Annotated in this window: 26 protein-coding genes; 16 read left to right on the top strand and 10 right to left on the bottom strand. The window is 56.5% G+C overall.

What is annotated here, in order from left to right:
* The first annotated feature begins 114 nt into the window (after window positions 1-114).
* The 4 genes from rlmN (at window position 115) to larE (ending at window position 4850) form a co-directional block, all read left to right on the top strand.
* Complete coding sequence (gene rlmN / locus H8K03_13575; GenBank protein ID UVT18841.1) at window positions 115-1215, top strand: 23S rRNA (adenine(2503)-C(2))-methyltransferase RlmN; 1101 nt, start codon at window positions 115-117, stop codon at window positions 1213-1215.
* Between the two features lie 103 nt (window positions 1216-1318).
* Window positions 1319-2617 carry an insulinase family protein gene (locus tag H8K03_13570; protein ID UVT22481.1) on the top strand — a complete coding sequence of 433 codons (1299 nt, stop codon included), beginning with the start codon at window positions 1319-1321 and terminating at the stop codon, window positions 2615-2617.
* A gap of 6 nt (window positions 2618-2623) precedes the next feature.
* The gene (locus H8K03_13565; protein ID UVT18840.1) at window positions 2624-4021 is read left to right on the top strand and encodes an insulinase family protein; all 1398 of its coding nucleotides are present in this window, start codon (window positions 2624-2626) and stop codon (window positions 4019-4021) included.
* 19 nt (window positions 4022-4040) lie between these two features.
* On the top strand, window positions 4041-4850 hold the full coding sequence (larE, locus tag H8K03_13560; GenBank protein UVT18839.1) for an ATP-dependent sacrificial sulfur transferase LarE: 810 nt from the start codon (window positions 4041-4043) through the stop codon (window positions 4848-4850).
* Between the two features lie 23 nt (window positions 4851-4873).
* Here larE and atpF read toward each other — a convergent pair whose 3' ends face one another.
* The 4 genes from atpF to H8K03_13540 all read right to left on the bottom strand — a co-directional run bounded on the left by atpF (window position 4874) and on the right by H8K03_13540 (window position 6724).
* Window positions 4874-5380 (bottom strand): F0F1 ATP synthase subunit B, encoded by a 507-nt coding sequence (atpF, locus tag H8K03_13555; GenBank protein ID UVT18838.1) that lies wholly within the window; start codon window positions 5378-5380, stop codon window positions 4874-4876.
* Window positions 5381-5457: 77 nt separating this feature from the next.
* Complete coding sequence (gene atpE, locus H8K03_13550) at window positions 5458-5688, bottom strand: ATP synthase F0 subunit C (GenBank protein ID UVT18837.1); 231 nt, start codon at window positions 5686-5688, stop codon at window positions 5458-5460.
* A gap of 36 nt (window positions 5689-5724) precedes the next feature.
* Window positions 5725-6474, bottom strand: coding sequence for a F0F1 ATP synthase subunit A (locus H8K03_13545; protein ID UVT18836.1), 750 nt, complete (start codon window positions 6472-6474; stop codon window positions 5725-5727).
* A gap of 31 nt (window positions 6475-6505) precedes the next feature.
* A complete protein-coding gene (locus H8K03_13540; protein UVT18835.1) occupies window positions 6506-6724 on the bottom strand; it encodes an AtpZ/AtpI family protein in 219 nt (72 codons plus the stop codon).
* A 26-nt stretch (window positions 6725-6750) separates the two neighbouring features.
* Here H8K03_13540 and H8K03_13535 point away from each other — a divergent pair, with 26 nt between their 5' ends.
* The 4 genes from H8K03_13535 (at window position 6751) to H8K03_13520 (ending at window position 10062) form a co-directional block, all read left to right on the top strand.
* Complete coding sequence (locus H8K03_13535; GenBank protein ID UVT22570.1) at window positions 6751-6975, top strand: hypothetical protein; 225 nt, start codon at window positions 6751-6753, stop codon at window positions 6973-6975.
* Window positions 6890-8365: an anthranilate synthase component I family protein gene (locus H8K03_13530; GenBank protein ID UVT18834.1), complete on the top strand. Its 1476-nt coding sequence runs from the start codon at window positions 6890-6892 to the stop codon at window positions 8363-8365. Before H8K03_13535 ends, H8K03_13530 begins: the two co-directional genes overlap by 86 nt.
* A gap of 16 nt (window positions 8366-8381) precedes the next feature.
* On the top strand, window positions 8382-9257 hold the full coding sequence (locus H8K03_13525; protein ID UVT18833.1) for an aminotransferase class IV: 876 nt from the start codon (window positions 8382-8384) through the stop codon (window positions 9255-9257).
* 187 nt (window positions 9258-9444) lie between these two features.
* On the top strand, window positions 9445-10062 hold the full coding sequence (locus H8K03_13520) for a lytic transglycosylase domain-containing protein (protein UVT22480.1): 618 nt from the start codon (window positions 9445-9447) through the stop codon (window positions 10060-10062).
* Here the strand turns inward: H8K03_13520 and nadB are convergent.
* Together nadB and H8K03_13510 are read right to left on the bottom strand one after the other, a co-directional pair.
* Window positions 9995-11629: an L-aspartate oxidase gene (nadB, locus tag H8K03_13515; GenBank protein UVT18832.1), complete on the bottom strand. Its 1635-nt coding sequence runs from the start codon at window positions 11627-11629 to the stop codon at window positions 9995-9997. The genes H8K03_13520 and nadB overlap by 68 nt on opposite strands.
* Window positions 11630-11631: 2 nt before the next feature.
* On the bottom strand, window positions 11632-12150 hold the full coding sequence (locus tag H8K03_13510) for a hypothetical protein (protein ID UVT18831.1): 519 nt from the start codon (window positions 12148-12150) through the stop codon (window positions 11632-11634).
* Window positions 12151-12244: 94 nt separating this feature from the next.
* On the opposite strand from H8K03_13510, the gene H8K03_13505 reads away from it, so the two are divergent.
* From H8K03_13505 to H8K03_13470, 8 genes are all read left to right on the top strand, one after another.
* Entirely contained in the window at window positions 12245-12340 is a 96-nt protein-coding gene (locus H8K03_13505) for an AURKAIP1/COX24 domain-containing protein (protein ID UVT18830.1), read from the top strand.
* Window positions 12341-12370: 30 nt separating this feature from the next.
* Window positions 12371-12589, top strand: a complete 219-nt coding sequence (locus H8K03_13500; GenBank protein ID UVT18829.1) for a hypothetical protein — start codon at window positions 12371-12373, stop codon at window positions 12587-12589.
* Between the two features lie 93 nt (window positions 12590-12682).
* Window positions 12683-14413, top strand: a complete 1731-nt coding sequence (locus H8K03_13495) for an ABC transporter ATP-binding protein (protein ID UVT18828.1) — start codon at window positions 12683-12685, stop codon at window positions 14411-14413.
* 328 nt (window positions 14414-14741) lie between these two features.
* Window positions 14742-16820, top strand: coding sequence for a polyphosphate kinase 1 (gene ppk1 / locus H8K03_13490; GenBank protein ID UVT18827.1), 2079 nt, complete (start codon window positions 14742-14744; stop codon window positions 16818-16820).
* Window positions 16821-16830: 10 nt separating this feature from the next.
* Window positions 16831-17934 (top strand): hypothetical protein, encoded by a 1104-nt coding sequence (locus tag H8K03_13485; GenBank protein ID UVT18826.1) that lies wholly within the window; start codon window positions 16831-16833, stop codon window positions 17932-17934.
* Between the two features lie 44 nt (window positions 17935-17978).
* The gene (locus H8K03_13480; protein UVT18825.1) at window positions 17979-18665 is read left to right on the top strand and encodes a hypothetical protein; all 687 of its coding nucleotides are present in this window, start codon (window positions 17979-17981) and stop codon (window positions 18663-18665) included.
* A 739-nt stretch (window positions 18666-19404) separates the two neighbouring features.
* Window positions 19405-19788, top strand: coding sequence for a CBS domain-containing protein (locus tag H8K03_13475; GenBank protein UVT18824.1), 384 nt, complete (start codon window positions 19405-19407; stop codon window positions 19786-19788).
* A 146-nt stretch (window positions 19789-19934) separates the two neighbouring features.
* A complete protein-coding gene (locus H8K03_13470) occupies window positions 19935-21419 on the top strand; it encodes a CYTH and CHAD domain-containing protein (protein UVT18823.1) in 1485 nt (494 codons plus the stop codon).
* Between the two features lie 5 nt (window positions 21420-21424).
* Here the strand turns inward: H8K03_13470 and H8K03_13465 are convergent, their stop codons facing one another.
* From H8K03_13465 to H8K03_13450, 4 genes are all read right to left on the bottom strand, one after another.
* A complete protein-coding gene (locus H8K03_13465; protein ID UVT18822.1) occupies window positions 21425-22078 on the bottom strand; it encodes a hypothetical protein in 654 nt (217 codons plus the stop codon).
* A 95-nt stretch (window positions 22079-22173) separates the two neighbouring features.
* Window positions 22174-22806, bottom strand: a complete 633-nt coding sequence (maf, locus tag H8K03_13460; protein UVT18821.1) for a septum formation protein Maf — start codon at window positions 22804-22806, stop codon at window positions 22174-22176.
* Window positions 22797-23975 carry a tRNA-dihydrouridine synthase gene (locus H8K03_13455; protein UVT18820.1) on the bottom strand — a complete coding sequence of 393 codons (1179 nt, stop codon included), beginning with the start codon at window positions 23973-23975 and terminating at the stop codon, window positions 22797-22799. The genes maf and H8K03_13455 overlap by 10 nt, the downstream gene beginning before the upstream one ends.
* Window positions 23972-25465, bottom strand: a complete 1494-nt coding sequence (locus tag H8K03_13450; protein ID UVT18819.1) for a DUF692 family protein — start codon at window positions 25463-25465, stop codon at window positions 23972-23974. Before H8K03_13450 ends, H8K03_13455 begins: the two co-directional genes overlap by 4 nt.
* Between the last annotated feature and the right edge of the window lie 116 nt (window positions 25466-25581).

The raw sequence follows: 25581 nt of genomic DNA, 5'->3' as shown, positions 1-25581 counted from the left end.
CGCGTTCATTATATACAGGGCCGCCGACAATGGAAGAAGTTTCGAGCCCAGTGATGCGTGAGGCCGTATGCGGCTCAGCTCCCGCTGTGGTAGGCTCCTGTCATCGAGGACGCTATGCCCGACGTGCCGATGGCCCATTCGAATACAGCGACAAATCTTTTGGGTTTCACCGAATCCCAGATGGAGAAGTTTGTCTGCGGACAGCGCTGGCCGGCGTATCGTGCCAAACAAATCTTGCGCTGGCTCTATCAGCGTCGGGTACGGGTTGTCACCGATATGACCGACCTCCCTATGCCTGATCGGTTGATGTTGTCTCGATCTGCCGCCATTGGTCGCTCGGCTCAAGTCACAGTCATGCGGTCCCAGGATGGAACGCGGAAATTGCTGTTGGCGCTCGATGATGGAATGACGATCGAAGCCGTCCTGATCCCGGATGAAGAACGGCTGACACTGTGTGTGTCGACGCAGGTCGGCTGTATGTTGGACTGCGGTTTCTGTCTGACCGGAAGAATGGGGCTGAAACGAAACCTCAAGCTTCACGAAATCATCGACCAAATCCTGAGCGCCCAAGATGTGCTGGCTTCCAATGAACGCATCACGAATCTCGTCTTCATGGGAATGGGAGAACCTCTGGCTAATCTGGAAACGCTCAAGGCCGCGGTCACCGGTCTGACCAACAAACCGTGGGGCCTTGGATGGTCGCGCAGACGTATCACGGTTTCAACGGCGGGACTGGCGTCCCGCCTCACGGAGGTTGCGGCGCTCGGTGTGAATCTCGCCGTCTCGCTTAATGCCACGACTGAAGAACAGCGGCGAGAACTGATGCCTGCCGCGAGCGAGATCGCCTCGCTGAGGGCACTCTTGGCTGCGTGTCGTCGCTATCCGCTCGCTTCCCATCAGCGCCTGACGTTCGAGTATGTTCTTCTGGCAGGCGTAAATGATCACTCGGCTGATGCCCGCCGCCTGGTACAGTTGCTAAGATCCATACGGTGCAAGGTCAATCTGATCCCGTTCAATGAATTTCCAGGTAGTCGTTTTCATCGCCCATCGGAACAAGACATCCTTCGTTTTCAATCCGCCCTCCGCGAGGCCGGCCTCGATGCGTTCGTTCGCAAGAGCCGAGGACGTGACGTATTCGGCGCCTGCGGACAACTCGGAGATCTCTCCGGCAACCGAACCCCCCTAACCTTGACACCCATTGAAACTCGTTGCTAGCATGGTTTTTTCGACGAACATCATGATCAGACAATCTTCCAAACGCTATTGGTTTACCCGCATTCTTGGGGCACTGCTCGTCTTTGGCTCGACCTCCTTGTCGATGGGAGCTGAACCAAACGAATATCAGCTCTCAAACGGCATGAAAGTGCTGCTGATTGAGGTCCCCAAGGCTCCGGTGGCCACGGTGCAAGTGTGGTATAGGGTCGGCTCCCGTAATGAAGTCATGGGTCGGGCCGGACTCTCCCACATGCTCGAGCACATGATGTTCAAGGGCACGGCGAAGTATCCCAAAGGATCATTTTCCCGTATCGTCCGGAAAAACGGCGGAATCGACAACGCGTTTACCAGCCAAGACTTCACCGCCTACTTCGAGAATGTGGCTGCTGATCGTGTCGGGTTGGCCTTGGAACTGGAGGCCGATCGGATGCAGGGCCTCCTTCTCGACAACGGCGAATTCCAAACCGAGCGTGAAGTCGTCAAGGAAGAGCGCCGGCTCAGGTCCGAGGACGACCCGCAGGGGGCGCTGGTTGAGGCCCTGTTTGCCCAAGCCTTCCTCAGCCACCCCTATCATTGGCCTGTGATCGGCTGGTTCGCCGATATCGACGCGATGTCTCTGGAAGACTTACAGCGCCACTACGACACGTTTTACTCTCCCAACAACGCAACCCTGATCGTCGTGGGCGATATCAAGGCCGACGCCTTGCTTCCGACGATCAAGCATCTCTTTGAACCGATCCCCAGAGGTCCCTCGCCCAAGCAAGCCCTGCCGCAGGAGCCGGATCAACGAGGTGAGCGCCGTTTCATCCTCAAACGGGAAGCGCAGGTGCCGTTTGTCATGATGGGGTTTCGTGTGCCCAACTATTCGAGCGAGGACTCCTATGCCCTCGACATCCTCGAATCGATCCTTTCGCATGGGAAAAGCTCCCGTCTGTACCAGAGCTTGGTGTATGAGCAGAAAAACTCATTGGCGGTCGGGGCTGAATACAGCTTGCTGCAGACAGATCCCGGCCTGTTCTATTTCTACTCATTGGTGAACCCCGGCGCGAAAGTTGAGGCGGTCGAAGAAGCCTTGCAGCGCGAGATCGTGCGGCTTCAGAATGAGCCGCCGTCTGATCTGGAGCTTCAGCGGGCCAAGAACCAGGTGGAAGCGTCGCGCGTCTTCGAGCAGGATTCGAATTTCCGCCATGCCATGTTGATGGGGCAAGCGGAGTCCGTCGGTGCCGGGTGGCGGCGGGTCGATCAATTCGTGGAGCGCATTCGCGCCGTCAGCGCAAAGGATATCCAGCGCGTCGCCAAGCAATACCTCACCCAGGACAATCGGACCGTCGGCATTCTCGTTCCCACGCCGTCCAAGCCCCCCGAATCGAATCCCACAGCGGTCAACGAAGGAAAGTCTTAGTCGACTATGGGTAACGAACCGAGAACCAACAAGCGCTGCTCTCCCGATCCGCCATCTGTCCGAGGATGCGCTGGAAGAGGTGCGTTGGGATGGGTCTTGTGTGCTGCGTTGTTGACCTGCGTCACGACGACAGGGTTTGCGGCGGACATTTCGCCGACGAGATTCGTCACCCCGAACGGGATGACCGTGTTGGTGTTGGAACAGCATTTTCTCCCGATCGTTGAAATTCATGCCCTCATCAAGGCCGGCTCCGCGCAAGATCCACCGGACAAAGCAGGTGTGGCGAATTTAGTCGCCAGCCTCTTGGACGAAGGGACAGGAACGAGATCTTCTAAACAGCTGGCTGAGCAGATTGATTTTGTCGGCGGCTCGCTGGGAGCCCAAGCGGGCGAAGATTTCACGACGGCATCGGCACGCACCCTCAAAAAGGACATCGACCTCGGCTTCATCCTCCTTGCCGACATCCTTCAGCATCCGGCATTTCCCAAGCAGGAATTTGAACGGGTTCGCTCACAAATCCTTGGGGAAATTGTCAGCGACAATGACGATCCCGGGCACGTCGCCATTAAGGCGTTCAATCAGTTGGTCTTCCAGAATCATCCCTATCGTTGGCCGGTGAACGGGACCGAGGAGACACTGAACAAGATCACGTTAGCGGATGTCCAAAGCTTTTACGCTAAGGAGTACCTCCCCAACCAAGTCATCCTCACGATCGTCGGTGACGTGACGGTCGAACAAGCGACCGCACTCGTTCAGACGCATTTCGGATCCTGGAAGAAAGGTCCCGGGCCGACCAGGTCGGTCAGGAAGCCGGCCGCCATCGACAAGAAGGCCGTGCAGCTCATTGAGAAGGATTTGACGCAATCCACGATAGTGCTGGGTCACCCCGGAATCAGTCGAACCAACCCGGACTTTTACGCCGTGACCGTGATGAATCATATCCTGGGTGCCGGTGGATTTTCCTCGCGTCTCATGGATTCCATTCGGGACAAGCAGGGGCTCGCGTACGGCATTATGAGCCATTACGACGCCCGGGCGATGCCAGGCTCTTTCTGGATCAATCTTCAGACTCGAACCGAGACCACGAACCAGGCTATCAGCGGTGTCTTAGCTGAAATGAAGGCTATTCGGGAGGCCTCGGTCAGTGATCAGGAATTGGCTGAGGCCAAATCCTTCTTGATGGGCAGCTTCCCGTTGCGGCTGGATTCCACTGCCAAGTTGGCGCAGGTCTTGGCGCAGGTAGAGTTTTTTGGGCTGGGGTTCGACTATTTCAGTCAGTACACAAAGTGGATCGAACGGGTGACAAAGGAAGATGTGCTGCGCGTCGCGAAACAGTACCTGGATCCTCAACACTACGCGCTTGTTGTCGTCGGCAACATCACCAAGGCGAAGGTCCGCCACTAGACAGCCTGAAGAGCACTCCATGCAATCGGCTGTTCTCCAGCACAAACTCGATCGGCTCCGAACCCTCCTGACAGAGATGGGCTCGGTAGTGGTCGCGTATTCCGGTGGAATCGACAGCACCTTCGTCCTGAAGGTCGCTCACGAGCAACTCCATGAAAAGGCGGTCGGTATCACGGCCGTCTCTCCGACGTTCCCCTCGATCGAGTTGGAAACTGCCGAGCGGGTCGCCCAGGAAATCGGTGCACGTTATGAAACGGTCCAAACCGATCAGCTGGCCATCGACGACTTCGTCAAGAATGACGCAAATCGGTGTTTTCACTGTAAGACCGATTTGTACCGGCTTCTTGGGAATCTCCGTGAATCCAAGGCAGCTGCGTATGTCGTGGACGGAACCAACCTTGATGATCTCGGTGACGACCGTCCCGGCATCAACGCCGCTCGCCAATGGGGAGTTCGCAGCCCGCTCGTCGAAGCTGAACTCTCGAAGTCCGACATCCGCATCCTGGCCAAAGAACTTGGGCTTTCAAATTGGGATAAACCGGCCGCAGCCTGTCTTTCGTCAAGAATCCCGCGAGGGATCGTGATTACCAGCGAAAAATTAAGCCGAGTCGAAAGAGCCGAAGCCGTGCTCCAACACGAGGGATTCCGTCATTTTCGAGTGCGAAACCACGGGGAAATAGCCAGGATTGAAGTAGCGAAAGACGAACTGCCTTGGTTCATGGAAGCAGCCCGATGCGCCAGAATCAGCGCACAATTGAAGGAATTGGGGTTTAAATTCGTGACCGTGGATTTGGAAGGGTATCGGGCGGGTGGAGTCACGCTGAGCTGACTCCACCCGCACGTTACAATACGTTATCGCCCATAGGATTTGGAAAGAGCGTCGAGCGCTTCGTCTGCGAACTTTTTCTGATCAGCCTCAGTCAAGCTCCGCTGCACCACTTTCTCGGCTACCATCAACGCAAGCTCGGTCGTTTGGGTCCGAATGTCTTGAAGCGCCTTGCGCCGTTCCTGCTCGATCTCACGCGTAGCTTCCCCTTTGATTCGTTCCGCATCCGCCGTTAACCGTTGCTCGTTTTCATCGAGGAGCCGTTGTGCCCGTTCCTTCGCGGTGGCAAGGATGGCTTCCGCCTCTTTCCCCGCTGCGCTGAGTTTGGCTTCATATTCCTTCAACCGGCGCTCGGCTTCCGTTCGATGAAGCTCGGCTTGATCCAAGCTGTCCTTGATTTTCTTTTCGCGCTCTTCAAGAACGCTCAGGATGCCCGGGAAGGCATACTTGTAGAGCACAAAAAACAAAATCGCGAACGACACGATTTCCCAGAAGATCAGGGAAGAGAAAAAATGCGATTCAAACTGAGGCATAATTTAACCTAAGTGCTGTGTGCTGAGTCCTGAGCGCCGAGTGCTATTCAGCACCGGGCACTCACCGCTCGGCACTGTTATTTGCGGAAGCCCATGATGATGAAGGCAATGACCAAGCCATACAAGGCAATGGCTTCCACCAACGCGAATCCGATCCACATATACTTCGTGACGCGAGCTTCTGCTTCGGGCTGACGGGCCACCACTTCGATCATCTTCCCGAAGATGTAGCCGATTCCCACACCGGCCCCGGCAAACCCTGCCGCCGCACATCCCATACCGATCAACCCTGCTGCTGCTGAATCCATTATGGCTTACTCCTCCCTTGTCTAAACGCGCACGCGCTAATGCGCGTGCTCATCATGTCCGTGCAAATGAAATGCGTCCCCCAAGTAGACACAAGTCAATATCGTAAAAATATAGGCTTGAATGAACGCGATACCACATTCCAATACATAGATTGCCACCGTAAACGTAAAGGGCAACCACCCGATCAGCAACCCGCCACCGATCGTCAGGCCGAACAGAACCGCAAGCATGACGTGGCCTGCCGTCATATTCGCAAAGAGCCGGACAGCCAGCGAAACAGGCCGTGCCAATTGACTGATTATTTCGATCGGAATCATCAAGGGCACCAGCCAGCCGGGCGTGCCTGGCGGAACAAGGATGCCGAGGAACTTCACTCCATGTAAATAAAATCCTATGACCAAGCTGAGCCCGTAGACCACGCAGGAAAAGACAGCCGTCACGACTACCTGACTCGTGACCGTGTAACTGCCTGGGATCAACCCGATGAGATTACTGAAGAGAATAAACAGGAACAGCGTGGCGATGAGAGGGAAAAATCGCATCCCCTCTTTGCCCATCGTATCCAAAATCATGCTGCGAATGAAATCCGCCATCATTTCCGCCATGCTCTGCAACTTTCCGGGCACCAGCCTGCGGGCCGATCCTGCCATCACCATCAACATCGCCGTCACCGCAACGACGATCCACATGAAGACGACGGCCTTATTGATGGAAATGTCCAATCCGGCTAGCGAAATCGGAATCCAGTTCTGAAGTTCGAATTGATGGAGCGGGCTTTCTTCCATGATACTCTTGTGTTTTCTTTATCGATCGGCGTTACGTCTTCCACCGTTGGGCCGACCGATACGCATTCCTCATTCCTGTCGCGAGGCCTAACACAAGACCTCCAATCATCCCCCAGGGGGTAGAATCAAAGAGGTATGTGTCGCAGACCCACCCCAGCGCTCCCCCGACAATCAGCGCAGCGAGCAGATCTGTTGCGATCCGGACCGCTTGGCCGAGCCCCGCGTATAAGGGATCTTGTGAAGGGGCCATCCGAGACCCATGGGAGGCGAGAGCACGTGAGCAGAACTCTGCCGTTGATGGGCGAGCAATTTAAGCAAAACTCCGTGAGGAATGTCAAGCCGTTAGAGCCCTATCCCACCAGAAATCTCTGCGGTATAGTGGGCTCACGCTCCTTGTACAAGGAAGTCATTGAACATGCGGCGGATCGCACCATCGTCGAGCTCATTTTTGCAAGGACCTCCTTCGCCTCTCATCGTGACGCGCCCTTGTCCCTCGGCTAGCTCCTTTGAGCTGTACGCCAAAACCGCCTCGACTCGTCACCCGTCCTTTCTGTTTGAGAGTGGCAACGGTAGCGGGACGATGGGGCGATATTCCTACTTCGCCAGCGATCCCTATCTCAGGTTGTCCGGAACAGCTGAACAGTTCGTGGAACGATCGACCCAAGGCCACATGAAAACGGGGCTGGGCCCTTTTGAACGTTTGGCCCATCTGATGCAGAGCCAGCAGATTGTTCGTCCTTCCGAAGCTCCGCCGTTTTTCGGCGGAGCAGTCGGTTACTTGAGCTATGATCTTGCCCGCCAGTTCGAGAAGTTGCCCTCGTTGGCCTTCGATGACCTTGCCTGTCCGGATCTGGAATTCGCATTTTTCGATCTAGTCGCAGCCGTGGACCATGAACTCGGCCATCTGATGCTGATGTTCTGCCCACCGCTTGAACGATTTTTAGGCGAGCCTCGGGAAAAGCTTCTTCGTGAAGGGAACGATCGCCTCGCGGCTTTCGAAGCCCAGTTAACCGGACTCAACCGTGTCGAGGCGTATGAGGGCAACCTCGGCAACCTCACATTCACACCTGAGCAGCATCAGTCGGCTTATATGACAAATGTCCGCCGCTGCCAGGAGTACATTGCAGCGGGAGACATATACCAGGCCAACCTCTCACACCGTTTCACCGTGAGCTGTGAGACGCTCTCTCAGGGAGCAATTCAAGCCGATTTGTCGGCCTATGGTCGCCTCCGGACGTTGAACCCTTCTCCTTTCTCAGGATTGCTCCGGTTCGATGCGGTTCGCCTCATCAGTTCATCACCAGAACGCCTCGTTCGCCTCGACGGTCGTCAAGCCGACACCAGGCCGATCGCGGGCACCAGACCCCGTGGGAACAATGTGACCGACGATCACCGACTTGTTGGCGAGCTGCGAGCCAATGAAAAGGAACGCGCGGAACATGTCATGCTGGTGGACCTTGAGCGAAATGACCTCGGCCGGGTTTGCCGTTTTGGAAGCGTCCACGTGGACGAACTGATGACCTTGGAGCAGTATTCTCATGTCAACCACCTGGTCTCACATGTAGGCGGCACCTTGAAGGATCACGCAACTGGGTTCGACCTGTTGAAGGCCATGTTCCCGGGGGGAACGATTACCGGCGTCCCCAAGATTCGCTGCATGGAGATCATCGAAGAATTGGAACCGGTCCGCCGCGGTCCATATACCGGATCGATGGGCTACCTCAGCTGGAGCGGTGACCTTGATTTCAATATCCTCATCCGAACGCTGGTCATGCAGCAGGGGAAAGGCTATCTGCAAGTTGGAGCGGGGATTGTGGCTGATTCCGACCCGGCCCATGAGTACGAGGAAACCATCCATAAGGCTCAGGCCTTTTTCAGTGCCTTTTCATGACCCGATGTGGATCTATTTGAATAACAAGTTTGTGAGAGGCGAAGACGCCGTGATCTCCGTGTTCGACCATGGATTTCTCTATGGAGACGGGGTCTATGAGACGCTTCGTTCGTACGGCCCCCGCCTCTTCATGCGGGATCAACATCTGTCACGGTTGTTCCGATCCGCTGAAGCAATCGGGTTGACGATCCCGATTCCCCTGAAGGAGTGGGCCGATATTCTGCATGAGGCGATGGCACGCAACGACATTGGAACTGACCAGCGCGATGCCTATCTGAGGATCACCGTTTCGAGAGGAGCGGGAGACATTGGTTTAGACCCGTCTCTGTGCCCATCACCGACTGTTGTCGTGATGGCCAAGCCTCTGGTGTCTCCGGCGTCCCATCTCTATGGGGCGGGTGTCCATGTCATCATCGCTGCCACGAAGCGGAACCTGCCGAGTGCATTGTCGCCGCAGATCAAGGCCATCAATTTCTTGAACAATATTCTGGCAAAACGCGAGGCCATTGCCGTCGGCGCATTCGATAGTATCCTGCTCAATTGGGAGGAACATCTGACCGAGTGCACGATCAGCAATCTGTTCTTTGTGACGAACGGCATATTGCGAACACCCGCGTTGGAGTGCGGCCTGCTTGACGGCATCACTAGAGGGATCGTGATTCAGCTGGCCGGGGAACTCCAAATCCCCGTCGAAGAAGGACACTATCCTGCCGATCAGTTGCACCGGGCCGACGAGTGTTTTTTAACGAACACCAGCATGGAAATTATGCCGGTGACCCGGGTAGGGCACACACCGGTTGGAGGCGGAACACCGGGTCGGATGACCCGAAAACTCAGAGAGCAATTCATTGCCGCACGAGAGCGCTTTTTGGAACCAGCCGGCTCGACATGATTTTCTGATCCTCCTGTTTTTCCAGCATCTTCCAGATCCCCACAAAGGCATAAGAACTGCATTTCCTTGACTGTCTGTTCCAGGCTGCTATCGTTTGACGATGCCAATACTCAGACGCCAAACTGACTCAATCCACAGGTGGCCCCGCATGGCGGCCTCCAGCATTCTCTGCAGCGGCTTTCTCCTGATGATGGCGACCCCCAGTGTCCACTCTGAAATTTACCAATATATCGATGCCAAGGGGACCATATCTCTCACCAATGTTCCATCGGATGCTCGGTACCGGCGGGTCGACCTCCAACCGAATCGGCTGCACCCCATCATCTCGGAACAACAGTTGGAACCGATGATCAGCCGATTCTCACAGCAACATCAGCTGCACCCAGCCCTGATCCGTGCCGTCATCAAGGCCGAATCTGATTTTGATCCCCAGGCGGTATCCCGGGCAGGCGCCATCGGATTAATGCAATTGATGCCGCAGACTGCGTTGAGGTTGGATGTGCGGGATCTCTACGATCCGGAAGATAATATCGGTGGAGGAACCAAGTATTTGCGACAACTGCTTGATCGATTCCGCGGGAATCTCCCTCTGGCACTTGCCGCGTATAATGCGGGGGAACATGTGGTAGACCGTTACCGAACTCTTCCGCCGATCGACGAAACCCGTCAATATGTTCGCAAGGTGTTGCGGTACTACCGAACCTTTCTTGCACGTGACCTTGCTTCAGCCGGACACGTCATCCCCTCTTCGGGATACGCAGTGCCACTATCTGCCCCTGTTTCCTCGACTCCGCCTGATCAGTAGCGCGTTCGATCACACGCAATCGGCTATGCAGCTTCCACCCCGGGCGGCGAGCTTCAGGAAAATCGGAGCGATAATGGGCGCCGACGCTGTTCTCTCTCCATAACGCCGCTTCCGCCACACAGTGCGCCACCTGCACCATGTTCTTGACCTCCAAGTCCGCCCGCGTCGCAAAGGTTCGGGACACCATGCGCTCCCATCGGGCAAGCTGAGCCGTGGCCCGAATCAACGACTCCCGAGAACGGACCAGCCCCACCTGCCCCCACATCGTTCGGCGCAACGAACTTCGTACCTTTTCCGCGTCCTCCAATCGGTCAACGTGGCCGCGATTCAAGCGCTCGGGGTGAGCAGTCATCGTCGGCATCGAACAGCGAGCCGCCCACGCGACAGCGGCAACACCGGCCCGCATCCCAAACACAAGCCCCTCCAATAGAGAATTGCTGGCCAGCCGGTTGGCGCCATGCACGCCACTGCATGCCACCTCGCCGGCTGCGAACAGTCCCGGCAGCGTCGTGGCCCCATTGATGTCGGTCGCCACCCCACCCATCATGTAATGGGCACTTGGAGAAACCGGGATCCATTCTTCCGTGATATCGATATCATGGCGAAGACAGGTCGCATAGATCGTCGGAAAGCGTCGTTTCACGAAATCTGCCCCCAGGTGAGTCACATCAAGGTAGACATGTCGCGCGCGCGTCGCCGCCATCTCCGCCCAAATGGCCCGCGCCACGATATCCCTCGGAGCCAAGACGCCGAGCGGATGATACCGTTGCATGAACATCTCTCCCTTATTATTGCGCAACTGGCCTCCCTCTCCCCGCATGGCCTCAGACAACAAGAACGGCGGGCTCGACGGTAGATACAACGACGTTGGGTGAAACTGGACGAATTCCATATCCTGTAGTTCCGCTCCCGCACGAAATGCCATAGCCATCCCGTCGCCGGTCGCATTGGGCGGATTCGTGGTCCGAGCAAAAATCTGCCCGGCTCCACCGGTCGACAGGACGACCGCTTTTGCGGGAATCGTGAATTGCTGTCCTGAATTTTCATCGAGCACGACCGCTCCACAGCATCGGCCTTCCTCGACCACAAGATCGACGGTGAAGTGGTAATCCAATCGGATAATTCGCCTGTGTCTGGCGGCCTGCGCCATCAAGACACGGACCATCTCGTTTCCCGTGGCATCGCCTCGAGCCCGGAGGATTCGGCTGCGGCTGTGGGCCGCTTCTCGAGCAAAGGCAAATTTCCCCCCGGTCTTGTCGAACTTCGCTCCCCACCGGATAAGCTCTTGAATTCGATCCGGTCCTTCCTCGACCAGAACGCGCACCGCTTCACGACGACACAACCCATGTCCCGCTTTCACTGTATCCGTCAAATGGATGGCGACATCGTCTTCTTCACTCAGCGCGACGGCAACACCGCCTTGTGCAAAGATTGAATTGCTCTGAAGAGGATGGCCTTTGGTGAGCATGATCACCCGACCCACGCGGCAGAGCTCCAATGCGGCGCGGAGCCCGGCGACTCCACTTCCGATCACGAGAAAATCCGCTTCCTGGGCGTTCGGAGGCATCGTTATCGCGGAACGTTCTGCGGCGAGAGAGGCTCGGACGAAAGCATCTGTTTCGTCTTCATCCCGAACGGTAGATCTCCCTCTACCCGGCGCAAGAGAATCGACTGTGTCCCGACCCACTGTAATCGCGCGTGGCCGCGCTGCCGTACACCGGTGTCGTTGGCATCTTTCATCCACGTCCCTTGCCAATGGACAAAGACGTCGATGTCGTCCTTTTCGATGACGACCCGTTCGATCATGAACTCAAGCGCGATGGAGTGAAACGCCTCGAAGTCCATCTCCGCCTGGCGCTGAAGGTCTTCCATCTGATCCGACGGCAACATCACGGCTTGAAACCCGGGCCGATCTTTTCGTTGATAGGCGCTCCGCAGGGAGTCCACGGCCTGATCGATGCGAAGGAGCCGCTCGTGCTCCGCAGGGTACTGAATGGTTTTTGACGGGCATCCACCTACCGCCATCGCCAGGAGGATGAGCCACCCGAGAAACAAGGACGCCGATGAATAGGATCTCCAGGTACGCATGAAGGGCCAGTATACCATAGGGGCGAAAGGCGCTGTGAGCTTGCATTTTGAGCGGAAAGCTTTTAGACTCGGCCACCCTAAGGAGACACACAGCATGTCCAGCGTGTTGAAAAAACGCCGAAAGAAGATGCGCAAGCATAAGTACAAAAAGCTGCGCCAACGTCAGAAATTTCTGCGCCGAAAAAGCTAAGCTCAGCCTGCATGGCGGGAGGAAGGGACCGTGGCCGAGGGCAAGAAAGTCCGCATCCGCGTACGGACGGTCAATTGCACCTACGTGGGAGACTTCTTGGTCCCTCCCATGCGGAATCGTGTCTCCGACGCGATCAACGAAGAAGCACGTCTCTTCATCAGCCTAACCGACGTCGTCATCAACGATAAGGATCGGTCGGATTTCGTGGCGATCAACAAGAATCTCATTGAGTCGATCGCGCAACTTTAGGCCTTCCGTCTCACCTCCTGTCACTTCGATAGCGTTCAACGTCGCCGTGGGCGAGAATACAATTTCGTTGCAGATCATGCCTTCTGACCAGCGATGTTGATCTTCAAGCGATTTTTGCCTGTTGTTCGACCCTACTTGCCGCGTTTGATCCTGGCAGGGCTGCTGGTATCGGGGGTGGCACTCATCAATCTCTCCTTGGTTCGGCTTGCGGGCATTCTCTGGGATCTCATCACCGTTCAGCGAGACGCCGACAAGATGACGCAGTCGATCGGCCTTTTCTTGGGCTTGGTCCTTCTCCAGGGAATGTGCTCGATGGGCCATAGTTACCTGTCCGCATGGGTTTCGCAGCACGTCGTCGCCGATTTTCGCAAGCATCTATTCAGCCACTTACAAACGCTGACTATCAGCTTTTTTGCGCGGCGGCGTACCGGAGAATTGCTCTCCCGATTGATGAACGACGTGACGGTCATTCAGTCCATCGTCACGGAAACTCCCATCGACGGCGTCAAACAACTCGTGACCTTCGTCGGCGGCATTACCTTCCTCCTCATGATGAATTGGCGTCTGTGCCTCTTGATCTTGATCCTCCTCCCCGCACTGGTTCTGGTCGCCAAGGTCTTTGGTCGCAAGCTGAAATCTCTTTCGACCTCGATTCAAGATCACACCGCCTCGGTCAGCACGCTGGTCGAAGAAGTACTCTCCGGCATTCGTATCGTCAAATCGTTCGTCCAGACACAACGGGAAAAGACTCGCTTTGCCGAACAGGTTGATCAAACACTCGGTCTCACACTCCGCCGAGCAGGTATCATGGCCGTTTTTATCCCGGTGATCAGCCTCCTGACATTTTCATCGGCGGCGGCGGTTCTGTGGTATGGGGGCCGACAGGTCATCGACGGGGTGGTCACTCCGGGCGATCTGTTCGCCTTCGTCCTATTCGCCGGTATCTTGATCGGTCCATTCAGCTCGGGCGCCCGCGTGTTTGCGCAGGTCAAAGAGGCTCAGGGAGCGATGCAACGGGTTTTTGAAATTTTGGATGCTCAGCCGGACATTTATGATCGACCAGACGCTCAACCACTCGTGACAATCGCCGGCCATGTGCGAGTGGACGGCGTCACATTCAGCTACGATCCTCGCCATCCCGTCTTGTCCAACCTTTCATTTGAAGCTAAGTCCGGCGAACTCGTCGCCTTGGTAGGCCCGACCGGCGCGGGCAAGACCACCGTGATCAACCTGCTCCATCGTTTCTACGATCCGGCGGAAGGTCGGATCACCATTGACGGCAGAGATCTGCGGGATGTGACCCTCGAGAGTTGGTACCGGCAGATCGCACTGGTCCCTCAGGAAACCATCCTCTTTGGTGGAACGATCCTCGACAACATTCGCTACGGTGATATGACGGCGAGTGACGCCACGGTCTGGGAAGCCAGTAAAGCCGCGCACGCGCATGATTTCATTACCGCCCTGCCCGATGGGTACCAAACCGTGGTCGGTGAAAAGGGGGTCAACCTTTCAGGCGGCCAACGTCAACGAATCGCGATCGCGCGGGCCATCCTGAAAAATCCTCGCATTTTGTTACTGGACGAAGCCACTTCATCGCTCGATACGGAATCTGAACGGTTGGTCCAAGAAGCACTCCAGCATCTCATGGAAGGTCGCACGACCTTCGTGGTCGCCCACAGACTGTCGACCATTCAGCGCGCCGACCGCATATTAGTGTTGGACAAGGGCAAACTGGTTGAGGAAGGGACCCATGCGCAACTGATGGCACGCAAAGGTTTATATCACTATCTCTACACCATCCGTTTGAATGAACCGAGTCCTTGAGGTTAGGTTCTGGACTCACCCCTGAGCCATACAGCTCTCGCAGCCATGCTGTTCACTCGATCCCTCCCTAGCTCTTCGCTCGATGACGAGTCTTTGAGGAGTGGTATGCTCGCGACTGCTTGTCATACAGGTTCTGCAAGCCTGAGGATAAGTGGAACTCGATATTGTGGAGTGGAGGGTTCCGGACAGGACTCACACAGCGCCTTCTGTTAACAAAGAATTTACTCGACCGCTCTTGAGTCATTGCCACCGAGGCGACTATCCTCAATCTAGGCAGCGAGATCACAGCTGCTTCGGCGGACGGTCGGCTTTAGGTTGGAACAGGCACATGGACCTCGCAGACTCCTCTCTCTATATCAATCGTGAATTGAGTTGGCTACGTTTCAACGAACGGGTCTTAGAAGAAGCCCTGGATACCCGGCATCCTCTTCTGGAGCGGGTAAAATTCCTCTCCATCTTCAGCCGAAATCTGGACGAGTTTTTCATGATCCGGATGTCCGGTCTCTATTGGCAATTGCACACCGGAGCGGTCGACGCCCCGCCCGATGGACTGACACCGAAACAGCAACTTGAATCGATCAAACGGGAGCTTGATCTCTTGTTGACGAGACACCTGAACTGCTGGGAAGGGGATCTCTTGCCGAAACTTCGGGAGGCCGGAGTTCACCTTGTCAGCCATTCAGATCTCGGGGCGGATGCGACGAAGCACCTTCGTGACTACTTTACAACCGCGGTTCTTCCCGTTCTGACCCCTCTCGCCTTCGATGCCGCTCATCCGTTTCCCCATATTTCCAACCTCTCTATGAACCTTGCGATCGTCATCCGTCACACCGACGGTCAGGAACGGTTTGCACGACTGAAAGTTCCACCTCTGTTCCCGCGCTTGCTCAACGTCCCGGAGTTCTCGACAGGGGCCGGTCCTGAGCCGGCGCCCAGTGGGTTTGTGTGGATCGAGGACGTCATCGCCGCGAATTTGGACCTGTTGTTTCCCGGCTGCGCGGTGATCGCGGCCTATCCCTTCCGGGTCACGCGCGATGCGGACCCCGACATCGAAGAGGATGAAGCCGCCGATCTGCTTGAGGCGATCCAAGAAAGCCTTCGCCTGCGGCATTTCGGAACGGCCGTCCGCCTGGAAGTCAGTGGAAAGATGCCGGACCGGATACGTGAGATGCTCGCGCACAACCTTGAACTGGCCTCGGATCAGATCCAGGCAGTTCCCGGTCCGCTCGGCATGGCCGATTTGATCGAATTGACGCAACTCGACCGACCCGATCTGAAAGATCCTCCGGCAGCCCACAAGCCGACCCCAATCCTGACCAAGCCGGATATGTTCGCCTCGATTCGAGACCGAGACGTACTGGTGTACCACCCGTACGACAGCTTCATGCCCATCGTTGAGTGGCTGCGCCTCGCGGCCACCGATCCGGATGTCGTGGCGATCAAACAGACACTGTACCGCGTGGGGCGCCAGTCGCCTGTTGTGGAGGCCTTGATGCAAGCCCGCGAAAACGGCAAAGAAGTCACGGCTCTCGTGGAACTGAAGGCTCGCTTCGACGAAGAACACAATATCCAGTGGGCTCAGGAAATGGAACGGGCCGGTGTTCACGTGGTCTATGGACTGGTCGGCTTTAAGACCCACGCAAAAATGTGTCTCATCATAAGACGAGAAGGAGACCGCCTCGCCCGTTATACCCATCTCAGCACCGGGAACTACAATCCCGCAACGGCCCGGGTCTATACCGACCTGGCGCTCTTGACCCGCAATCCGGCCATTACGTCTGATGTCGTCACGCTGTTCAATGCGCTGACCGGATACGCCGGTTCGATTCACTATCACCGCCTGATGGTAGCGCCGGACGGAGTCAGAGAAGGGATCGTCCAACGGATCGACCGCGTGTCGGCCCGGCACCATGACGGCAGCCAAGGGTACATCGCGCTGAAGCTGAACGCGCTGACGGACCCCACCTGCATCCAGGCGCTGTATCGGGCCTCTCAGGCAGGAGTGCAGATCGACTTGCAGGTACGGGGAATATGCAGCCTTCGTCCGGGAGTCCCGGGTGTCAGCGAGCGGATCGCGGTGACCTCGCTCGTCGGACGGTTTCTCGAGCACAGCCGCATCTTTTACTTCCGATCAGGCCAAGAAGAGGAGCTGTGGCTCGGGAGCGCCGACCTCATGCCTCGAAACCTTGACGGCCGAATTGAAGTGGTCTTTCCCGTGGAATCACCCGACCTCCGACAGGCGATCCGCGACGACATTCTGCTTCCGCATCTACGAGACACGGTCCAGCTCCGCCGAATGACCCGGGACGGCACCTATGAGCGGGTGGCTCCGAGCCCCGGAGAACCTCCGTTCGATTCCCAACAGCGGATGCTCGAACAAGCAGGGAGCTGGATGCGGCCGTCATAGGATCAGTCCTATGTTGCAAAACCTGACCATCACGAAAGGGGTCTGCTTCGCCCTCTTTGCCTATGATGTGGGGCACTCCATCGACCTGACTGATGCGGAACGGCATATCATCGCCGGAGCCGAACGCGGGCGTCTTCGTCATAAGACCAGAGCCCCTCAGTACTTCGAGTATCGGCCGGCTCCGCTGCGGCTGGTTCAGGAAGGGAGTGTTTTCGATGTCAGCCAGTATCAGGCCAGCCCGACGGTCGAAGTCATGGTGTACGATTTTGGAGCCGTCACCATTACCTATCGTTTTCCCCTTGAAGGACCGTTTGATCGGTTATTGGATCTGAGCGAGTCGCTCTATGAGAACGACCGGTTGCTGACTGAATCGCGCAGCCGCGTGGAGCAATTGGTCCACGCGCTCGGTTCTGCAATCGAGCGGCCATCCATTGCAAAGGATGTGGAAGATTACATCATCTTTTTAATTGAATCCTCAGTGCCGGAGAAACCTCCGCTGTGGTCGAGTAACGAACCCGATTTGGCCCATCTCCTGCGCGCCGAACGGACCCCGTTTTCAGACCAGGAAGTGGCCGACGCCGTCTCCTGCCGGATCTCGTTCGGGCGAGAGGACGCCGCAATCATCGACTGGCACTCGGCAGTGTTGTTCGGCAAAGACATGGACGACGTGCGCGCTGTGCTGGAATTCGCCAACGTCGAATTGCTGGAGATGCGAATCCTCGACGAACAACTCGACCGAGCGCTGGACGAGGCCTACGAGGCCTTATCTCGCAAGCCGCGCCTCCTGTCGCTGCCCGGCTCCCATGAAAAAGACACGATGCACATTGCGCAGCTGCAGGTCGATAACGCCCTGCTCTTCGAACGTGTCACCAACACCTTGAAGTTATTGGGCGATCAGTACCTCGCGCGCGTGTATCGGCTCGTCTCCCAACGGTTCCATTTGGAAGCCTGGGACGCGAGCATCCTCCGCAAACTGCAGACGCTGGAAAGTATCTACGGCAAGATGTCGGATCGAGCCGGCACCAGGCGGATGGAGGTCCTTGAGTGGATCATCATCGTCTTGATCGCGCTCTCCATCGGTCTGTCGTTCGTTCCAATGAGTGGTGGGCGCTAAGCACTTAGCTGGAGTTTGTCCTCCAGTAATGAAGCGTGCGACTGGTGGACAAGGAACATGGGGAATCCATCCAATCCACTATGCACGTAGCCGAACACTCTTCCCGGCTGGGCCGCATGCCATTAGCTGTCTCTTGTGCTCTGTTCTGGGTCTTTGCTCAAGACGTCACGCGGGCTGAACTTCAGTCTGACGTCACCGTGCGAGTAGAGTCCGGCCTTGCCGTAGCAACCAGTCTCTTGAGCGGCCGGAGGGAGATACCTTTAGATGCGCAGGAGGTCGTGATCGCTTCGGACGCGAACGGGATCAATGGCATTGTGGTGACCTCTCGCCGCCTCCTAGGGTTTTCAAGCCGTGCCCTGACCTGGAGCAAAAAAGAACTGGATCTCAACGAAAAGGTCCTCGAGCGGAAGATCCTCCCGACCTTCAGCATCGTGAGAACGGATCGTCATGTATATGGATTTCGCGGAGTCAACGGCCTATGGCTTGAAGAGCCGTTGGCCATGCGTGAAAAGATCCGTCGCTTCCATAGCAACGACTATGGAGCCGTCTTCATTACCAATGAACGATTGGTGGGATTCACCCCATTGCTCGGTGGTTTTGCATCGAAACCATTGGACGTACACGAACAAATCCTGGGAGTGGATAACGACCAAGGTCTTATCCTCGTTTCCACCACGCGACGAACCCTGGTGCTCGGCAGCCGATTGAGTGGATGGGAGGAATTCGAATAACGAGGCTCGCCGTCCATCTCCTCTACTCCCGGTTGACTTGAACCGCCATCAGCGAAACTCCATCCCATTCTTCCCCCCTTCTGACGCTCCGCGCTTGTTCATCACCTGAAAACGCATTCCTAACTAAGACTTAACCGCGCTTCACACCGACTTAGCATGGCCTTAACCAGTCAGAAACAATCTCTCGATAAGCTTGTTCCGTATTGAGCGGCAAAGATCGCACTCGACGACAGACTGGTGTGGAACCGTCAAGACGGGAAAGGAGGTGAAAGAAATGGGAACACTGATTATCGAAGCGTTGTTGCTGGGTGCCGTGTTGGGAGTCATGTATAAAGCGTTCTCTGCAGAAGGCGAATAAGTCAACTGCCTTATCGATTCTCAGTAGAAGGAGACTCAATCGTGAACGCGAAGTGGGCTGACGAGAGCCGGAACGGGGCGCGAGGATCCCACCGGCTCTCGTCCGAGAAAATATCGACCTCATCAGTCGAACAGAAAGTGGGGGGCACGGCGACCCTCTCAGTTGAAATCTCGCAGCGCACTCACCCCGCCACTCGGTTTTTCAGCCGACTTGTTTCGGCTCTATATACATCACTGCGTCATGACTGAATCCCCGAGACCGGGTGAACCGTCCTTTGTTGAGTCCTCCAAATTTTACCGCCGTGTAATGCCTGCCTAACGCATATGCAACAGGTCATTGGTAACCTGGAACCACTACTAAAATAACAAAAAGGAGGATCAGATGGTTACAGTTGGTAATTTGATGAGAAAAGAGCTCGTGACGGTCGAAACAGGCACATCGGTCGTGGAAGCCGTAAAGGTGATGAAAGCTTGTAATGTCGAAAGCGTCCTGGTGGCTCGTCAAGCGAAGATCATCGGCATTGTGACGGAATCGGATGTCGTCAAGAAATTCGTGGGGGCCGAGAAAGCGGCGTACTTCGTGCCGGTGGAAGAGATCATGAGTAGTCCGGTTCCCGGCATTGAGGAGCGGCGACCGTTGACGGAGGCAGCCGACCTCATGGACAAGCATCGCACTCTCCATCTGGGAGTGACAAAAGGAGGAGCCCTTGTGGGCCTTGTATCCGTGCGCGATTTTCTCCGACCTGTTTCGGTCGACGACTTCTAATCCCCGAGGCAGTTTCGCCTCTCCCTTCCAACTCACTAGCCGCTCGTGCGACCTACCTTGGTCTTCGCTGAAGACCCACCGTGACTTGCATCTCCCATCTCGAGCGTTCACACTTACACACACCCATCTGACACACAGGTCTTGCAATGACTCGATCGGACAAACGTTCGGCTTCTGAGCACCACTCTTCCCAGATCTCCTCACAGCCTGAGCGTGAGCTCAAGCTGTCCGTTGATCCAGACTTCCGACTCCCTCGGCTTCCCGGCACTCTGCTCCCTCGGCGGCAGCTGATCTCCACCTATTACGACACTACCGCCTATGACTTGGCCCATGCGCAAATTACCCTTCGCTATCGAATCGAACGGGGCAAACAGGCGTGGCAGCTTAAAGTGCCGCTGGGCGACGATCGGCAGGAAGTGGAAACGGCCGGTGATCAAGCCAAGCCCCCCGCCTCACTACGCAGCCTGTTGATACTCCATCTTGGGCATCGGAACGTGGTGCCGATAGTCACACTGCGAGTCTGGCGAACCGGCCTTCTGGTACGCCATGACCGAGTTCCGATCGCCGAGCTCGCCCTCGACACGGTGTCGGTGGTCAAGAACGGCCGTACCATCCAGCGTTTTCGTGAGCTCGAAATCGAACAGCGCCAAGGCGATGAAACTTCGCTTCGTTCACTCGAACAGCGGATGCGCGAAGCCGGTGCTTCCGATCACGACGGGCGGCCTAAATTCTTTCGGGCCCTCTCGCTCCCAACCCCCACTCTTCCGAACCCGCCTGGGCCGGAGGCGCCGGTGATCGAGCACCTGAAGTGGGCGCTCGCTCAGCACGTCCAGTGGCTCATCGCTCATGATCCCGGGACGAGGCTCGGAACCGAGAGCGAAAGTCTGCATCAGATGCGTGTGGCGACCAGACGCCTGCGCGCGGTGCTCCGCACGGCTCGGCCGATCCTCCTTCCGGCATGGGTGACATCATTGCAACAGGAGCTCGATTGGCTCAGTGAGCTGCTGGGGCCGGCCCGGGATCTCGATGTACAGATTTCGTATTTTACGGATGAATCCGCCGGGTTCGAAGCGCGGGATCGCAAGCTGCTGGCGCAATTCATCTCTCACCTTCGCACTCAACGGGATGCCGTTCAGCAGATGATCCTCAGCGAACTCACGAGCGCCCGATATCTCGAACTCATCCGGCGGCTTCAACAAGCTGCGCAGGATCCTTCGGTGGTAGAATCTCCCCTGACTGTCCAGCAACTGGCCAAGCGGGCATTCAAGAAACTGCGCAAGGTGATCAGGCGTCTCCGTCATTCTCCGTCTGATGCCGTACTTCACAATATCCGCATCAAGACCAAACGCGCACGCTACGCGTCGGAGCTCGCTCGCAGCTCGGTGGGCAAACCCGCAACCCGTTTTATCAAGTCCGCTCGGGCGGTCCAAGATCTGTTGGGTACGCACCAGGACGCGATTCAGGCGGAAGCTCACATCCGACAGTTTCTCAAGTACTCGACCAGCGTCCGCGCCGGATTCGTTGCAGGACGCATGGTCGAACGTCAGCGGCACCGCCGCCAAAACGTTCGTAAGGACATGAAACCACTGTTCAAGATGTTGTTGAAACGGGGAAAGAAGGCGTGGGGATAACCGGCTTATTTCACTTTGGATAGGTCGGCGGGAATCCTGATCTCTTTTCCATCTTGCAGATTGACCACGAAGACCGACGTTTCGTTGGGGTCGAACTGCTCATAGGCGAAGAGCGCCGTGAACCGGGACCGGAAGGCCGGACCGTTGCCTTCGTTCTTGCGCCCGCGTTCTGCCTTGCCAACGTCGACAGGCTTGATCCGCTTCGAACCCTGGTGCAACTCGATCAACGCCCCTTCGGCAAAATACTCGTCATCGCCGCACAATTGCACTTCCATCTCCATGTTGGGCATGTCCATCACTTTATTGATGAACTCTTCCGGCATGCGCACTTCGGTTTTTCGTTTTTTCGATTCTGCGGCTTCTTGACGACCGAAGGCTTCCAATCTATACCGCTTCGTACGAAGCACGGCGCTCGCTCCGCAGGGATCTTTCTCCGGATCGGCGCCGACCCGAGTGGCCACGGACGCTTGCTGAAGGACTTTCTTCACGTCCTCGGGCGAATTGGCTTTTTCCATCGGAAGTCGACCGGTTTCGAGTACTTTGTGGGCCTCTTCTGAGGACAGAGTGACGTCGATCGCCCACAACGATCCATTCCCTACTGCCAAGACTCCGATCAGCCCGAAAACCGGTACCAGGGTCATATGTTTGCGAAGAGTCATGCCTTCCCTTTGTTGTTCAGACGCGACGGCGTACCGATGCGCGCGGCAAGAGATGAATGGCGGGCATTGTAGGGGAACGGCCCCCCTCTTTGCAATTAGCCGACGAACCGGCTCCAGTTCGCATACGGCTTACGTTCATACAGAACATCGACGCACACAGGAACAGGATAGCCGATCGACCGAAGAAGCCGGGTGACGAGTTTCAAGGGCAAGCCCACCACCGTCGTATAATCGCCGTCGACCCGCTCCACGAGGTCCCCGCCGAGTCCTTGAATCGCATAGGCTCCCGCTTTGCCCAACGATTCCTCCGTTGCGAGATATCGTTCATAAACATACTCGACGTCCGCTTTCATTTCCACTGTCGCCGTAACGACATCCATCGATTCGATGCCTCGTTCACAGTGGCATACCGCGACGGCAGTATGAACCCGATGTGAACGGCCGGCCAGACGTCCAAGCATCGCGCGTGCGTCCTGAAGATCGACGGGTTTCCCCAAGAGTTCCCCATCGAGATCGATCACGGTATCACCGCCGAGCACAAGAACCTGTGGCTGCCCACGAGCCACGGATCGTGCTTTTTCAAGAGCGAAATGTCTGACCTGTTGAATGGGCGACCACCCGGCAATGGGTCGCTCGTGGAAGCTCGACGGGCAGACCTCAAAGGAAAGACCCAGCAATGCGAGGAGTTCTTGGCGGCGCGGGGAATTCGATGCCAGGACTAGCTGCATCGTGACGCTGGAAGACTCAACTCGTCGAGAGATTCAGCTTGCGGAGCTCCGATTCCGGCCTGGGCCCGGTCCTGAAAGTCCACGAGAACCTCGTCCAATTCTTCGGCGGAAGACACCCGCACCATTCGTGCGCGAAGGGCGGCCGCATACGCAAAGCCTTTGCAATACCAGCCCAAATGTTTGCGCATACGATAGAATTGTTGTCGGCCATAGAGCGCTTGGAACTGATGGGCATGATCCACCAGAATGGCGAAACGTTCCTCCTGTGAGACTGCCGGCCCGGGTTCTGAGGCGCCCGGGGCACCGTTCGATTCACAAATCCGCTGCCGGACCTGTTCCTTGGAGCGAAAGAACCATGGCGCACCCAGCACGGCGCGCCCAACCAGCACTCCATCGACACCTGTCTCGCGGACCCGTGACACCGCGTCTTCGGGGCTTTGCACATCGCCGTTCCCCAACAGCAACGTTCCGGTTGCCTTCGCCAAGGCGGCTGCCCGTGCAATGGCCGACCAATCCGCTGCCCCTCGGTACATCTGTGTGAGGGTTCGTCCGTGAAGCGAGATCACTACCGGCTGTTCCATCAAAAGCTGTTCGAGCCATGTTTCGACCGTGACTGAATCGTATCCAAGTCTGGTCTTGACGGAAAGCGGCAGTCGCCGTCGTTGGACCAATGCTCCACTGTTGCGTTGTCGATTCAGACGTTCAAATGCGTCGACGCGGGCCGACTTGAAACCTGCTTGTTCGAGCGTTTGCCCACGTGCCCAGTCGTCGATGCCATGTTTGGCCGCCTGAATGATGGCGCGAGCCAGTTCGGGAGTGCGGATGAGCCCCGCGCCTGAACCGGAAGATGCCACACTCTTCGAGGGACATCCCATGTTGATATCCAGCCCGTCGAAGCCCAATTCACACACCGCGTGCGCGGCCATATAAAAGAGGTCCGGATCCTTGCCGTATAGCTGCGCGATGACCGGTCGCTCGATCTCGCTATACAGCAGCGTCTCCAGATGGATCTCCGGCCCGCGGCAGACGTCATGCACGTGCGTGAATTCGGTAAAGATGACATCCGGCCTGCTCTGACGCGCGACCACGGAACGGAAGCAGGCATCGGTCACTCCATCCATCGGCGACAGTCCGATGATCGGACGTGGGAGATTCAGCCAAAAGCTCATGTGCAGCTCGTGTGCACTGAAAGATCGGGCTCGTTGGCAAACCGGTAGGCTTGCCGAAGCTCCTCGGCTTCTTTTTCGACAATGCTCAGCAACTCAGGCGCCATCTCCTGAACAAACTCCACAAACCGCTCCACTTTCAACAGAAAAAAATCATAGGTCTCGCAGAGCGGCCGTGGCTCGCGGAACCAGAATGTCACAAATCCGTCGAATGACACCCCTCGTTCTCTGAGCCGACGACAGGACTCCACGAACATGTCTTCCAGATCACCTCCCCAATGGAGGATCTCATGGGGAAGATACGCGGACCGATAGAGGTCCAAATCTTGGAGGCGGGTTAAGTCTTGGCCCCACTCCGCTCCGGACGGTTCAGCCTTCCTTGCCAGCACATTCGCGTAATGATCATAGCCTTCTTCGAGAGACCGAGTAGTGGTTGCCGTCCTTGCCTGGTTCTTAAATGAGAATTCGTCGCGCTCAAGCGCGCCCTCTTCGATCATGCTCCTCCGTTCGAAGAAATGCGCATAACGTCGGGAAAATTCGGCAAATTCATCGACGATCAATTCTACCGGTTTCGTGTCCACCTCCAAGGCAAGCCCCTTCAGGCTGGTGAGCCGTGGATGCGCCAGAATCTGATCGAGCATCTCGAATAAGACACATGGAATGGGCGCCGCATGCGCATCGATCCATGCAGGCAGGGTCCCCTCGCTTGCCAACCCTGACGGTCGTGAGGCGAGAGTTCCGCTTGATTCGTGAACGGCCAAACCCGCGACGTGAATCTCCACAACACGGTGCAAGGGGAACTCGCTGAGAAAGGTGTCGACAAATTCTGTGAGCGACATCGCTCGATACGCTCCGGAATAGCGAAACACCGTCCAGAGATGGCCGACATCCAAGACCAGGCCACATGGTGATTGATCGGTGACGACCCGAAAAAACTCCGGGATAGATAGGGTCCCGGCGACAAAGTATGTGAGGGGCGGCATTTCCAGCAACATCAATGGTGTGCCGCCATTCGGCAGACAGCATTGTTGATCGAGAAGACTTTGTGTCAGTCGTGTATTATCAGCGACCACTTCGGCGCTTGTTTGAGTGTAGAGGGGGGGAACATAGGTGCCGTAGTAATAGCCGGCAAGGAATTTGGTTGCACATTCGTGATTGAGCCACGCACTCTGCAATACTTGAAGGTGGTCAACCGCTTCGCTGACGGCTTGTCTAAAGGCCTGAGACTCCGTCACCCCAGGATGAGTGACCCACAACCCTTCGCCATGGTAGGCCAGCAAGCCGTTGCCGATCTCCTTCTTGGCAGAGACCAAGGCCTTCGTGGTGGTGCGGAATACTTCAAGATAAACAGGTGACACTTGACGTTCTTGCAGTCTTCGCCGCAAGCTAGTGAGGTCGGGGGAATGGATATCAACGGAAAGCCCTAGCCCATGCACCGGAATTGCCCCGAGCCGACGAAGGAATTCTCTATGGCAGAACTCTGTGAGAGCCATGTTTTTTCTTTCGGCTGCAGTCAAAATCTGCACCTAGTGTATGCCGTAAAACCATTGCATGACAAGGCTTTCAACCTATCATGGGGCCGAGAAACCTTCTGCTATACTTGGCATAC

Source organism: Nitrospira sp. (genome assembly GCA_024760545.1).
Lineage (GTDB): Bacteria > Nitrospirota > Nitrospiria > Nitrospirales > Nitrospiraceae > Nitrospira_D.
This window is presented reverse-complemented; position numbering and strand designations above follow the sequence as displayed.